The sequence below is a fragment of the Pseudomonas sp. LB-090624 genome (assembly GCF_003205205.1).
Classification (GTDB): domain Bacteria; phylum Pseudomonadota; class Gammaproteobacteria; order Pseudomonadales; family Pseudomonadaceae; genus Aquipseudomonas.
In genome coordinates, this window is record NZ_QJRL01000001.1 from 126,801 (window position 1) to 139,543 (window position 12,743).

12 protein-coding genes and 1 other RNA gene are annotated in these 12,743 nt (G+C 63.2%); 9 read left to right on the forward strand and 4 right to left on the reverse strand.

Annotation, left to right across the window (positions count from 1 at the left end; translation table 11 throughout):
* Window positions 1-109 precede the first annotated feature (109 nt).
* From DMX11_RS00630 to DMX11_RS00645, 4 genes are all read right to left on the reverse strand, one after another.
* Window positions 110-688 carry a BON domain-containing protein gene (locus DMX11_RS00630; RefSeq protein WP_110742600.1) on the reverse strand — a complete coding sequence of 193 codons (579 nt, stop codon included), beginning with the start codon at window positions 686-688 and terminating at the stop codon, window positions 110-112.
* Window positions 685-1,278, reverse strand: a complete 594-nt coding sequence (locus DMX11_RS00635; RefSeq protein ID WP_012274070.1) for a phosphoheptose isomerase — start codon at window positions 1,276-1,278, stop codon at window positions 685-687. Before DMX11_RS00635 ends, DMX11_RS00630 begins: the two co-directional genes overlap by 4 nt.
* A gap of 86 nt (window positions 1,279-1,364) precedes the next feature.
* Window positions 1,365-1,736, reverse strand: coding sequence for a YraN family protein (locus tag DMX11_RS00640; protein ID WP_110742601.1), 372 nt, complete (start codon window positions 1,734-1,736; stop codon window positions 1,365-1,367).
* On the reverse strand, window positions 1,736-3,553 hold the full coding sequence (locus tag DMX11_RS00645) for a penicillin-binding protein activator (RefSeq protein ID WP_110742602.1): 1,818 nt from the start codon (window positions 3,551-3,553) through the stop codon (window positions 1,736-1,738). Before DMX11_RS00645 ends, DMX11_RS00640 begins: the two co-directional genes overlap by 1 nt.
* Window positions 3,554-3,739: 186 nt before the next feature.
* Here DMX11_RS00645 and rsmI point away from each other — a divergent pair, with 186 nt between their 5' ends.
* The 9 genes from rsmI to mraY all read left to right on the forward strand — a co-directional run bounded on the left by rsmI (window position 3,740) and on the right by mraY (window position 12,739).
* A complete protein-coding gene (rsmI, locus tag DMX11_RS00650; protein ID WP_110742603.1) occupies window positions 3,740-4,615 on the forward strand; it encodes a 16S rRNA (cytidine(1402)-2'-O)-methyltransferase in 876 nt (291 codons plus the stop codon).
* Window positions 4,616-4,682: 67 nt separating this feature from the next.
* An RNA gene (gene rnpB / locus DMX11_RS00655) (RNase P RNA component class A) lies at window positions 4,683-5,055 on the forward strand.
* Between the two features lie 308 nt (window positions 5,056-5,363).
* A complete protein-coding gene (gene mraZ, locus DMX11_RS00660; RefSeq protein WP_004575120.1) occupies window positions 5,364-5,819 on the forward strand; it encodes a division/cell wall cluster transcriptional repressor MraZ in 456 nt (151 codons plus the stop codon).
* Window positions 5,816-6,763 carry a 16S rRNA (cytosine(1402)-N(4))-methyltransferase RsmH gene (gene rsmH / locus DMX11_RS00665; RefSeq protein WP_110742604.1) on the forward strand — a complete coding sequence of 316 codons (948 nt, stop codon included), beginning with the start codon at window positions 5,816-5,818 and terminating at the stop codon, window positions 6,761-6,763. The genes mraZ and rsmH overlap by 4 nt, the downstream gene beginning before the upstream one ends.
* Complete coding sequence (gene ftsL / locus DMX11_RS00670; RefSeq protein WP_110742605.1) at window positions 6,760-7,053, forward strand: cell division protein FtsL; 294 nt, start codon at window positions 6,760-6,762, stop codon at window positions 7,051-7,053. Before rsmH ends, ftsL begins: the two co-directional genes overlap by 4 nt.
* Window positions 7,053-8,810, forward strand: a complete 1,758-nt coding sequence (locus DMX11_RS00675; protein WP_177410699.1) for a penicillin-binding protein 2 — start codon at window positions 7,053-7,055, stop codon at window positions 8,808-8,810. Before ftsL ends, DMX11_RS00675 begins: the two co-directional genes overlap by 1 nt.
* The gene (locus DMX11_RS00680) at window positions 8,810-10,297 is read left to right on the forward strand and encodes a UDP-N-acetylmuramoyl-L-alanyl-D-glutamate--2,6-diaminopimelate ligase (RefSeq protein ID WP_110742893.1); all 1,488 of its coding nucleotides are present in this window, start codon (window positions 8,810-8,812) and stop codon (window positions 10,295-10,297) included. The genes DMX11_RS00675 and DMX11_RS00680 overlap by 1 nt, the downstream gene beginning before the upstream one ends.
* A complete protein-coding gene (gene murF / locus DMX11_RS00685; protein ID WP_110742607.1) occupies window positions 10,290-11,657 on the forward strand; it encodes a UDP-N-acetylmuramoyl-tripeptide--D-alanyl-D-alanine ligase in 1,368 nt (455 codons plus the stop codon). The genes DMX11_RS00680 and murF overlap by 8 nt, the downstream gene beginning before the upstream one ends.
* Window positions 11,657-12,739, forward strand: a complete 1,083-nt coding sequence (gene mraY / locus DMX11_RS00690) for a phospho-N-acetylmuramoyl-pentapeptide-transferase (protein ID WP_003251852.1) — start codon at window positions 11,657-11,659, stop codon at window positions 12,737-12,739. The genes murF and mraY overlap by 1 nt, the downstream gene beginning before the upstream one ends.
* The last annotated feature ends 4 nt before the right edge of the window (window positions 12,740-12,743 follow it).

Genomic DNA, 12,743 nt, shown 5'->3' on the forward strand with positions numbered 1-12,743 from the left:
AAGGGTCCGCGCGCGCCTGGCACAGGCGTTACTGGCCCGAAACAAGCGTAGGAGCGAGCGTTAGCTCGCGATGCGTCGCGCGGGCGCTAACGATCTCAAGCAAGCGCAATCAGTCGATGTACTCGAACAGCTTGACGATTTTCTGCACGCCCGACACGCCCTGCACCACGGCCGTGGCCGAGTTGGCCTCCTGCTGGGTAACCAGGCCGAGCAGGTAGACGATGCCGTTCTCGGTGATCACCTTGATGCGCGAGCTGGGCACGGCATTGTCGGTCAGCATCTGGGTCTTGATCTTGGTGGTCAGCCAGGCGTCGTTGTTGCGTGCCAGGATCGAGGAGGGCTGCATCACCTGCAGCTCGTTGTGCACCTTCTTCACCCGCTGTACCTGGCTGGCAGTCTGCTCGGCCAGGCTCTTGAGCTCGGCACGAGGGGTCTGGCCGGCCAGCAGGACGATGCCGTTGTAGCTGCTGACGACGATGTGCGAGCCCTTGTCCAGGTCCGGGTTGGCCTTGGAAATGTTCACCGCGGCCTTGGTTTCGATCAGTGAGTCGTCGATCTTGCTGCCAATGGTGCGCGTACCACGATCGTCTTCGATCGGCGAATTGCGGGTAGAGGTCAGTACCGAGCTGCAACCGGTAACGCTCAGGCACAGGGTCAGGGCCATCAGGCCGAGGCGCATAGGGGTCATTCTTCACTCCCGAACAGTTGGCTGTCGATCAGATCGCACAGGCAGTGGATCGCCAGCAGGTGGACTTCCTGGATGCGCGCGGTAACCGTCGAGGGCACGCGGATTTCCACGTCCTCGGGCAGCAGCAGTGAAGCCATGCCGCCGCCGTCACGGCCCGTCAATGCTACGACAATCATTTCGCGGTCATGTGCGGCCTGGATCGCCTGGATCACGTTGGCCGAATTGCCGCTGGTGGAGATCGCCAGCAGAACGTCGCCAGGTTGGCCCAGGGCGCGGATCTGCTTGGAAAAGACTTCGTTGTAGCTGTAGTCGTTGGCGATCGAGGTCAGGGTAGAGCTGTCGGTGGTCAGCGCGATGGCCGGCAGGCTCGGGCGTTCGCGCTCGAAGCGGTTCAGCAGCTCGGACGAAAAGTGCTGGGCATCGCCGGCCGAGCCGCCATTGCCGCAGGCGAGCATCTTGCCCTCGTTGAGCAGTGCATTGACCATGACCAGGCTGGCCTGCTCGATGTGCGGTGCCAGGATGTCCATTGCCTGTTGCTTGGTATCGATGCTGGCCTGAAACAGCCGGCGAATTCGGGATTGCATGTCCATCTGGTGACCTTAAATGGGGCGGTGGCCTTTGCTACGCGCAACAACGACCAGCCCGCGATACATAGAGCAAAAAAAACGAAATGGGTTCAGCATTCGAAGGCGTTTTTCAGCCATTGAAGCGGTCTGCCTGCATGGTGGCTGCCCTGCAGGGCGACTACGTCGAAGCGGCAGGGGTGGTTGCCCCAGTGGGGCTCCTTCTGCAGGAACAGGCTGGCGGCAAGCACCAACCGTTTCTGCTTGCGCCCGTCGATACTGTCGAGGGCGCCTCCGAAGCCCGCGTGAAACCGGTAGCGGACTTCGACGAATACTACTGTATCGGCGTCGAGCATGACCAGATCAAGCTCACCGCCTTTGCATCGCCAGTTACGTGCCAGCAGTTGCAGCCCCTGCCCTTGAAGGTATTCAAGGGCCTGGGTTTCTGCCGCTTGCCCGGCGCTGGTAGGCGACGCTGCAGCCATCAGCGTGGGGTGTCGGGCAGGCGTTTAACCTGGCCGCCGGCAAATTCGGCCCATGGCAGCTGGCGCTCGATGCGCTGGTTGGCGTTGACGCTAAGGCTGCCCGAAAGGCCGAGGACGCGGTTGTCCGGCAGCGCTTTCAGCTGGCCCAGGCGCGGTGCCAGGCTGTAGGCATCGACGCCCATGGCGTACAGGCGGCCCAGGCTGCCGGCCGCTTGCGGCCACTGCTGCACTACCTGCTGGCGCAGGCTGTTGCTGGTATCGAGCAGCCATGGCGTTTCGCAGAAGCGAATGCCGTTCATGTCGTTGTACTGGTTGACGTCACCGCTGGCGCTGTACAGGTTCGAGGTGGCGTATACCGGCACGTCACCGGCGTACTGGAAATTCAGGGTCGGCTTGATCTGCTGCGCCTGCTGCGGGGTCGAGGCGAGGAAGATGAAGTCGATGTCCTGGCGGCGCGACGGTTGCGCAGCGATGCTGCCGCCCACGGTGCTTTGCAGGCTCTTGGCGCGGCCTTCGCTCTGGCGCAGCTGGAACAGGTCGGCAATTTGCTGGGCCAGCGCTACCGGCTGGGCGATACGCTCGGCGGCGAGCAGGGTGCCGCCATTGCCTTCCCAGTCCTGGCGGAAGGCGGCCAGCACGCGATCGCCCCATTCGCCGCTCGGCACCAGGGCCACGGCGCGGACCATGCCATCGGCTCGGGCGCGGCGGGCCACTTCACGGGCTTCGTCTTCGGCAGCCAGGCCAAACTGGAACAGTTGCGGTGGGGCCTTCTGGCCGGCGTCGGCATAGTTCAGGGCCAGGGTGGTGATTGGCAACTGCGGCTTGGCGGCCAGTTGCTTGACCAGCGGTTTTTCCAACGGGCCGATGACCAGTTGCACGCCTGCGGCCTGGGCCTGGCGATAGAAGTCGTCGAGCGAGCCGATGCGCGAGCTGTCGAACACCTGCACGGCAGGTGCTGGCTGGCCGGCTTGCTGGGCCTGGAAGTGCGCAGCCATGAAGCCGTCACGCAGGGCGCGGGCAACGCCGGCCAGCGGGCCTTCCTGGGGCAGCAGCAGGGCGATCTTGGTCAGCGGCTGGCTGGCCAGTTCCTTGAGCTTGGTCAGTGCCAGTGGCAGTTGCTGGGCAGCAGGGTGGTCCGGGTGCTGCTTGACCCAGGTGTCGATGGCGCCTTGCTGCTGTTCCAGGGTGCCGGCGCTCTTCACGGCAAAGGCCAGGCTGGTCCAGCCGTTCAGGGTCTGGTCATTGCCAGGCTGCTGCAACTGTTCGGCCGGCAGCGAGGCCACCAGGGCCCAGATGGCGTCATTGTTGGCGCTGGCGGCCTGGCCGCTGAGCAGCGGGGCCAGCAGGACGCGCTGCTGCGCGGCAGCCAGGGCCTGGCCGTCGGCCTCGAGTGCGGCGGCGTGCACGCTATAGGTGCGCACTTGCTGCTCTGCCGGCAATTCGGCAACGCGCTGCAGGCTGGGGTGGGCCAGGGCGGTCAGGGCCGCCTTGGGCTGGTTGCGGCTCATGGCCAGTTCGGCAGCGAGGGTGCTGGCGAACACTTGCTGGGCCGGCTTGAGCGTGTCCAGCGGAACTTGCTCGAGAATGCGTGCGGCGCGGGGGAAGTCCTTCTGCTTGTAGGCCAGGTCGGCCGCGCTCAGGCGCAGCAGGGCGGCGTCTTCCGCAGATTTGCTGGAAGCGGCCTTTTCGAGCAGTTGCTCGATGCTGGCATCCGGGGTGCGTGGCAGTTCGCCCAGGCTGGATGAGGGCGAGCTGGCGCACGCTGCGAGCAGGGCAGCGAGGCAGAGGGCTGTGAGCAGCCGCAGGCAAGCGATCATGTAAAGGTCCTGTTACTCGATCAAGTTGGCCGGCAATTGTACCCAAGCACTGGCCGGGGCGCGATGTTGCCGTGTCGATCCTTCACTATAGGTGGCTTGCCGCTGACCGCCGGTGAAGTTCTTTGCGCCCTGTTGCAGGCGCTCGGGCTACAATGGCGCCTTTGATCCGAATGACAGGTGTGCGCAGTGACTGATGTGGCAGGGGCTTCGAAATCCTCGGTGGGAACGCTGTATGTAGTGGCAACCCCCATCGGCAACCTTGACGACATGAGTGCACGGGCGCTGAAAGTGCTGGCGGACGTGGCGCTGATCGCCGCCGAAGACACCCGCCATTCGATCCGCCTGCTGCAGCACTTTGGTATCGATACGCCGCTGGCGGCCTGCCATGAGCACAACGAGCGCGACGAAGGTGGGCGTTTTCTCACCAAGCTGCTGGCCGGCGAAAATGTGGCGCTGGTCTCCGATGCCGGTACGCCGCTGATTTCCGACCCGGGCTACCACTTGGTTCGCCAGGCCCGGGCTGCCGGGGTGAGCGTGGTGCCAGTGCCGGGCGCTTGCGCCTTGATCGCTGCACTGTCGGCAGCCGGCCTGCCGTCAGACCGTTTCATCTTCGAAGGCTTTCTGCCGGCCAAGCAGGCCGGGCGTCGGGCGCGCCTGGAGCAGGTGAAGGAAGAGCCGCGCACGCTGATCTTCTATGAAGCACCGCACCGCATCCTCGAATGCCTTGAAGACATGGAAACGGTATTCGGGGGCGAGCGCCCGGCGCTGCTGGCGCGCGAGCTGACCAAGACCTTCGAGACGCTCAAGGGCCTGCCGCTGGCGGAATTGCGTGCATTCGTTGCCGGTGACAGCAACCAGCAGCGCGGTGAGTGCGTGGTGCTGGTCGGTGGTTGGAGTGCGCCTGAGGGCGAGCAGGCGGTCAGCACCGAGGCAATGCGTGTGCTCGACTTGCTGCTGGCGGAGTTGCCGCTCAAGCGCGCGGCTGCGCTGGCAGCGGAAATCACTGGCGTGCGCAAGAATCTTTTGTATCAAGCGGCACTGGATAAACAGAAAGCTCAGTAATGGCTCATTGACATACATTGAGCTATCACTTGTTCTTGAGCGCGCGTGCCGGTAACCTTGTCGGCGGAGAGTCGATCGGACAGTCGCTGCCTGTTTTTGTTCCGCTACTTTGTAGAGCAAAAGCGGGGGGAGGAAAGTCCGGGCTCCATAGGGCAGAGTGCCAGGTAACGCCTGGGAGGCGCGAGCCTACGGAAAGTGCCACAGAAAATAACCGCCTAAGCACTTCGGTGCCGGTAAGGGTGAAAAGGTGCGGTAAGAGCGCACCGCACGACTGGCAACAGTTCGTGGCTAGGTAAACCCCACTCGGAGCAAGACCAAATAGGGTTCCATCAGGCGTGGCCCGCGTCGGAACCGGGTAGGTTGCTAGAGGCGTCCAGTGATGGCCGTCGTAGAGGAATGACTGTCCTCGACAAAACCCGGCTTACAGATCGACTCTCCACCTTTCCTTTCCTGCTTTATTCGGTTGCAGATCCCCTCTGGTAATACCGAAAAAATCTTACTCTTGATAAATCACTTTAACTTCGAACTCCATGAGCTTGCCTGGGTTTGATTTTTATCGTGTTTTTTTCGCGTTGGTAGTCCTTCCACTTTCCTTTATCGCGCTAAATCTCGGTCCTGTAAGGCTTTTCCTTCCGAACGTGCCTTGACGGTGCAGCGGGCGGATTCCTATAGTGTGCGCAAGTGGCAGAAAGTGGGATGAAGTGGGTTTTCTGGCACAAAAAAGCTAACATTGTGGGGAATCGCAGCCGTGTTCCGCGGAGCCAACGCCGTCAGCCTCGATGCCAAGGGCCGTCTCGCCATGCCGAGCCGGTACCGTGACGAGCTCGATTCGCGTTGCAATGGTCAACTGATCGTGACCATCGACGCCGTAGACCCCTGCTTGTGTGTATACCCGCTCGATGAGTGGGAACAGATAGAAGCCAAGTTGCGTGCCTTGCCATCGTTGCGTGAGGAAAACCGCCGCCTGCAGCGTTTGCTGATCGGTAATGCGGTTGACCTGGAGCTCGATGGCAGTGGGCGTTTCCTGGTGCCGCCCCGCCTGCGTGAATACGCCAAGCTCGACAAGAAGGCGATGCTGGTGGGGCAACTGAACAAATTCCAGCTGTGGGATGAAGATGCCTGGAACGCGGTTTCGGCAGCCGACCTTGCAGCTATTCAACAACCGGGCGCCATGCCCGACGAATTGCGTGACCTGATCCTGTGACCATAGATAGCGGCTTCAACCACATCACCGTCCTGCTCGACGAAGCTGTCGAGGCATTGGCCCTGCGCGCCGACGGTTGCTATCTGGACGGCACTTTCGGCCGTGGCGGACACAGTCGGCTGATTCTCAGCAAGCTCGGGCCGCAAGGGCGGCTGCTGGGTTTCGATAAAGATCCCCAAGCGATTGCCACCGGGCAAGCGCTGGCGGCCGAAGACGGCCGCTTTGTCATTGTGCAGCGCAGCTTTGCCGAGCTGGGCGCGGAAGTGGCCGAGCGTGGCCTGCACGGCAAGGTCAGCGGCGTGCTGCTGGATCTGGGCGTGTCCTCGCCCCAGCTGGACGACCCAGAGCGTGGTTTCAGCTTCCTCAATGACGGCCCGCTGGACATGCGCATGAACCCGGACCAGGGGGTGAGCGCCGCCGAGTTCATTGCTACTGCGCCAGTGGAAGAAATCGCTCGCGTGTTCAAGGAGTACGGCGAGGAGCGCTTTGCCGGGCGCATGGCACGTGCCGTGGTCGAGCGCCGCGAAAAGCAGCCGTTCACCCGTACCGCCGATTTGGCGGAAGTGCTCAAAGTGGCCAACCCGGCCTGGGAAAAGGGCAAGAACCCGGCTACGCGTGCCTTCCAGGGCCTGCGGATCCACGTCAACAACGAGCTGGGTGACCTTGAGGCGGGCCTTGAAGCCGCGCTCGATGCGCTTGAGGTCGGCGGTCGCCTGGCAGTCATCAGTTTCCACTCGCTGGAAGACCGTATCGTCAAGCTGTTCATGCGCAAGCTGGTGAAGGGCGAGGCCGATAACCTGCCGCGCAACCTGCCGGTCCAGCACAAGGTCTTCGAGCCGAAGATCAAGCTCATCGGCAAGGCCCAGTTCGCCTCCGAAGCCGAGCTCAAGGCCAACCCGCGGTCGCGTAGCGCCGTGATGCGTGTGGCGGAGAAGCTGCGGTGAGCAGGCTGTTTGCCAAACCCTTGCCAGGCGGAAGCTTCCTGATGCTTCTGCTGTTCGTTGGCGTGCTGGTTTCAGCCATTGCCGTGTCCTACAGCGCGCATTGGAACCGCCAGCTGCTCAACACCCTGTACGGTGAACTGAACGAACGCGACAAGGCCCAGGCCGAATGGGGCCGGCTGATCCTTGAGCAGAGCACCTGGACTGCTGCCAGCCGCATCGAGAACCTGGCCTCCGAGCAACTCAAGATGCGTGTGCCTTCCGCTGATGAAGTACGGATGGTGGCGCCATGATGAAGCTCGAAGGTGCACTTTACCCGTGGCGGTTCCGTGTCGTGATCGGCTTGCTGGCGATCATGGTCGGTGCGATTTGCTGGCGCATCATTGACCTGCAGGTTGTCGACCGCGATTTCCTCAAGGGCCAGGGTGATGCGCGCAGCCTGCGTCACATCCCGATCCCGGCGCACCGAGGGTTGATTACCGACCGCAATGGTGAACCTTTGGCCGTGAGTACTCCGGTCACCACCCTGTGGGCCAACCCCAAGGAAATGCAGGCCTCCAAAGAGCGCTGGCCGCAGCTGGCCGCGGCGCTGGGGCAAAACCCCCAGCAGTTGACCGAGCGCTTGACCCAGCAGGCCAACAAGGAATTCATCTACCTGGTCCGCGGGCTGACCCCGGAGCAGGGCCAGCACGTGCTCGACCTGAAAGTGCCGGGCGTTTACGGCCTGGAAGAGTTTCGTCGCTTCTACCCGGCCGGTGATGTCACCGCGCACATGGTTGGCTTCACCGACCTCGACGACCACGGTCGCGAAGGGGTAGAGCTGGCGTATGACGAGTGGTTGGCCGGCGTGCCTGGCAAGCGCCAGGTGATCAAGGATCGGCGCGGCCGGCTGATCAAGGACATCCAGGTAACCAAGAACGCCAAGGCCGGAAAGACCTTGGCGTTGTCGATTGACCTGCGCCTGCAGTACCTGGCTACCCGCGAACTGCGCAATGCCATCGCCGAGCAGGACGCCAAGGCCGGCAGCCTGGTGATCATGGACGTCAAGACTGGCGAAGTCCTGGCCATGGTCAACCAGCCAACCTACAACCCCAACAACCGCCGCAGCATGTTCCCGGCAGCCATGCGTAACCGGGCCATCATCGACGTGTTCGAGCCGGGTTCCACGGTCAAGCCGATTTCCATGAGCGCGGCACTGCAAAGCGGCCGCTGGAAACCCACCGACAAGGTCGAGGTGTACCCGGGCAGCCTGCAGATCGGCCGCTACACCATCAAGGACGTGTCGCGCAGCGAGGGGCCAATCCTCGACCTGACCGGCATCCTGATCAACTCCAGTAACGTCGGCATGAGCAAGATTGCCTTCGATATCGGCGGCGAAGCGATCTACCGGGTCATGTCCCAGGTCGGCCTGGGCCAGTACACCGGCCTTGGCTTCCCGGGCGAGCGCGTCGGCAACCTGCCCAACCATCGGGAGTGGCGCAAGGCCGAGACTGCGACCCTGTCCTATGGCTACGGCGTTTCGGTCACCGCCCTGCAACTGGTGCACGCCTACGCGGCGCTCGCCAACGACGGCAAGATGGTGCCGCTGTCGATCCTGAAGGTCGACAAGGCCCCGGAGGCCGTGCAGGCCATTCCGAAGGAAACCGCCGAAACTGTGCAGGGCATGCTGCAGCAGGTGATCGAAGCGCCACGTGGGGTGTTCCGCGCCCAGGTGCCGTTCTATCACGTAGCCGGCAAGTCTGGTACCGCGCGTAAGGCCACCGTGGGCTCCAAGGGCTACACCGAAAACGCCTACCGCTCGCTGTTCGCAGGCTTCGGGCCGATGAGCGACCCGCGCTACGCGATCGTCGTGGTCATCGACGAACCCGGCAAGGGTGGTTACTTCGGCGGCCTGGTTTCGGCACCGGTATTCAGCAAGGTCATGTCCGGTACCCTGCGCTTGATGAACGTGCCGCCAGACAACCTGCCGCCGCCTGCACCCGTGCCGGCGCAAGCGCCCGCCGTGCAATCGCAAGTCAATGCAGCAGCCGCCAACGGAGGGCGTGGATGATGACAATGCCATTGAGCAAACTTTTCGCCCACGCCAGCCGTGACCCGCTGATCCGTGAGCTGACCCTGGACAGCCGCAATGTGCGCGCAGGGGACCTGTTCCTGGCGGTGCCGGGCGCCAAGGTCGATGGCCGCGAGCATATCGCCGATGCCCTGGCCCGTGGTGCTGCCGCCGTTGCCTACGAGGAGCAGGGCGCCAATGTGCTGCCGCTGACCGATGTGCCGCTGATCCCGGTCAAGGGCCTGATTGCCCAACTGTCGGACATCGCCGGTCGCTTCTATGGCGAGCCTAGCCGCCAGTTGAACCTGGTCGGTGTGACCGGTACCAACGGCAAGACCAGTGTCACCCAACTAGTCGCTCAGGCGCTCGACCTGCTCGGCCAGCGTTGCGGCCTGATCGGCACCTTGGGTACCGGCTTCTACGGCGAGCTGCAGAGCGGGCGCCTGACCACGCCGGACCCGATCGCCGTGCAGGCGACGCTGAACGATCTCAAGAAAGCCGGCGCCAAGGCCGTGGCCATGGAAGTTTCCTCCCATGCCTTGGAGCAAGGCCGCGTTGCCGCGCTGGAATTCGACATCGCGGTGATGACCAACCTGTCCCGCGACCATCTCGACTATCACGGCAGCATGCAGGCCTATGAGGCCGCCAAGGCCAAGCTGTTCGCCTGGCCGAGCCTGCGTTGCCAGGTGATCAACCTGGACGATGACTTCGGCCGCCGTCTGGCTGGCGATTTCGCCCGCAAGCCGATGACCGATCGTATCGAGACCCGGCTGATCAGCTATAGCCTGGAAAACCCGGACGCGTCGCTGTTCTGCCGCGAAGCCGTGTTCAACGACGATGGCGTGCGCGCCACGCTCGTCACTGCCCAAGGTGAGCGCACACTGCGCAGCCAGCTGCTCGGCCGCTTCAACCTGAGCAACATGCTCGCCGCCGTCGCAACCCTGCTGGCGCTGGACTACGCGCTGGACGAGATCCTCAAAGTCATCCCGCAACTGCAAGGCCCGGTCGGCCGCATGCAGCGCCTGGGTGGCGGCGACAAACCGCTGGTGGTGGTCGACTATGCGCACACCCCGGACGCGCTGGAAAAAGTGCTCGAAGCCCTGCGCCCGCATGCCCACGGCAAGCTGTTGTGCCTGTTCGGCTGCGGCGGCGACCGTGATCGCGGCAAACGCCCGCTGATGGCCGAAGTGGCCGAGCGCCTGGCCGACCGCGTGCTGGTCACCGACGACAACCCGCGTACCGAAGACCCGCTGGGCATCTTCAACGACATTCGCCCCGGTTTCACCCAGCCTGATGACGTCGAGTTCGTCGCCGGCCGTGGGGAAGCCATTGCGCACCTGATCGCCTCAGCCGCTGCCAACGACGTGATCGTGCTGGCCGGCAAGGGGCATGAGGATTACCAGGAGATCAATGGCGAGCGCCATGCTTTCTCCGATTTGATCGAAGCCGAAAAGGCACTTGCAGCCTGGGAGGCTCCACATGATTAAGCCGATGTCGCTCAGCCAGCTGGCTGCTGCAGGGATTGGTCAACAGGTCGGTGCCGACGCCACGTTCACCGGCGTCAGCATCGACAGCCGCAGCGTCAGCGCCGGGCAACTGTTCGTCGCCCTGGTCGGCCCGCGTTTCGATGGCCATGACTACCTAGCTGATGTGAAAGCCAAAGGCGCGGTCGCGGCTTTGGTCGAGCGCGAAGTTCCTGGTGTCGACCTGCCGCAGTTGCTGGTGGCCGACTGCCGCCTGGCGCTGGGCAAGCTCGGCGCACTGAACCGTGCCGCCTACGACAAACCAGTGGTAGCCATTACCGGTTCCAGCGGCAAGACCACGGTCAAGGAGATGCTGGCCAGCATCCTGCGCACCCGTGGCCTGGTGCACGCTACCCGTGGCAACCTCAACAACGACCTCGGCGCGCCGCTGACCCTGCTGGAGATCGCCCCGGAGCACAGCGCCGCGGTGATCGAACTGGGCGCTTCGCGCATTGGCGAAATCCGCTACACCGTCGGGCTGACCCAGCCGCAGGTGGTCATCATCAACAACGCCGGTACGGCCCATGTGGGCGAGTTCGGCGGCCCGGAGAAGATTGTCGAGGCCAAGGGCGAAATCCTTGAGGGCCTGGGCGAGGGCGGCATCGCCATTCTCAACCTGGATGACAAAGCCTTTGCCATCTGGAAGGCCCGTGCCGGTAACCACAAGGTCGTCAGTTTTGCCCGCAGCAACGCCAGCGCCGATTTCCATGCCAGCGACATCGGTCGCGATGCCCGTGGGTGCCCGTCATTCAAGCTACATGGCGCCGGCGACGTGGTTGACGTGCAGCTCAATCTGCTGGGTGAGCACAATGTCAGCAACGCCTTGGCCGCTGCCGCTGCGGCGCATGCCGTTGGTCTGAGCCTGAGTGGCATCGCCGCCGGCCTGGCTGCCGTGCAACCGGTCAAGGGCCGCACCGTGGCGCAGATCGCGCCGAACGGCGCGCGAGTGATCGACGACAGTTACAACGCAAATCCCACCTCCATGTGCGCGGCCATTGATATACTCGCCGGCTTTTCCGGGCGCACCGTTCTGGTGCTTGGGGATATCGGCGAATTGGGGCAATGGGCGGAAGAAGGCCACCGTCAGGTGGGCGACTACGCGCGTGGCAAGGTCGACGCCCTGTACGCAGTGGGTTCCAACATGACACATGCGGTCAAGGCGTTCGGCGCCAATGGCCGTCATTTCGCTACTCAAGCTGAGCTGATCGACGCAGTTAGCGCCGAAAATGCCGGCAATACAACTATCTTGATCAAGGGTTCGCGCAGCGCTGCGATGGAAAACGTCGTTGCGGCATTGTGCGGTTCCAGCGGGGAGAAACATTAATGCTGCTGCTGTTGGCCGAGTATCTGCAACAGTTCCACAAAGGCTTCGCGGTCTTCCAGTACCTGTCCTTGCGCGGGATCCTGGGGGTACTGACCGCGTTGTCCCTGGCGCTGTGGCTGGGCCCGTGGATGATCCGTACCCTGCAAATTCGCCAGATCGGCCAGGCCGTGCGCAACGACGGCCCGCAATCGCACCTGTCCAAGTCCGGCACGCCGACCATGGGTGGCGCGCTGATCCTGTCGGCCATCGCCGTCAGCACCCTCTTGTGGGCCGACCTGAGCAACCGTTACGTCTGGGTGGTGCTGATCGTCACCCTGGCATTCGGTGCCATCGGCTGGGTCGACGACTATCGCAAGGTGATCGAGAAGAACTCGCGTGGCCTGCCGAGTCGCTGGAAGTACTTCTGGCAGTCGGTGTTCGGCCTGGCGGCAGCAGTGTTCCTGTACAAAACCGCGCCGACCAGCGTCGAGACCACGCTGATCCTGCCGTTCATCAAGGACGTCACCATTCCGCTGGGCGTCGGCTTCGTTGTGCTGACCTACTTCGTCATCGTTGGCTCCAGCAACGCGGTCAACCTCACCGATGGCCTCGATGGCCTGGCAATCATGCCGACGGTGATGGTCGGGGGCGCGCTGGGCATCTTCTGCTACCTGTCGGGTAACGTGAAGTTCGCCGAATACCTGCTGATCCCCTATGTGCCGGGTTCGGGCGAGCTGATCGTGTTCTGTGGCGCGCTGATCGGTGCCGGCCTGGGCTTCCTGTGGTTCAACACCTACCCGGCACAAGTGTTCATGGGTGACGTCGGCGCGTTGGCGCTGGGCGCCGCACTGGGCACCATCGCCGTGATCGTGCGCCAGGAAATCGTCCTGTTCATCATGGGCGGCATCTTCGTCGTGGAAACCCTGTCGGTGGTGATTCAGGTCGCCTCCTTCAAGTTGACCGGCAAGCGCGTGTTCCGCATGGCGCCGATCCACCACCACTTTGAACTCAAGGGCTGGCCAGAGCCCCGTGTGATCGTCCGTTTCTGGATCATCACCGTGATCCTGGTACTGATTGGCCTTGCAACCCTGAAATTGAGGTAGATGA

Coding starts and splice junctions, on each gene's coding strand:
- DMX11_RS00630 (WP_110742600.1), bottom strand. CDS start 688: ATGACCCCTATGCGCCTCGGCCTGATGGCCCTGACCCTGTGCCTGAGC.
- DMX11_RS00635 (WP_012274070.1), bottom strand. CDS start 1,278: ATGGACATGCAATCCCGAATTCGCCGGCTGTTTCAGGCCAGCATCGAT.
- DMX11_RS00640 (WP_110742601.1), bottom strand. CDS start 1,736: ATGGCTGCAGCGTCGCCTACCAGCGCCGGGCAAGCGGCAGAAACCCAG.
- DMX11_RS00645 (WP_110742602.1), bottom strand. CDS start 3,553: ATGATCGCTTGCCTGCGGCTGCTCACAGCCCTCTGCCTCGCTGCCCTG.
- DMX11_RS00675 (WP_177410699.1), top strand. CDS start 7,053: ATGAAGCTCGAAGGTGCACTTTACCCGTGGCGGTTCCGTGTCGTGATC.
- DMX11_RS00680 (WP_110742893.1), top strand. CDS start 8,810: ATGACAATGCCATTGAGCAAACTTTTCGCCCACGCCAGCCGTGACCCG.
- murF (WP_110742607.1), top strand. CDS start 10,290: ATGATTAAGCCGATGTCGCTCAGCCAGCTGGCTGCTGCAGGGATTGGT.
- mraY (WP_003251852.1), top strand. CDS start 11,657: ATGCTGCTGCTGTTGGCCGAGTATCTGCAACAGTTCCACAAAGGCTTC.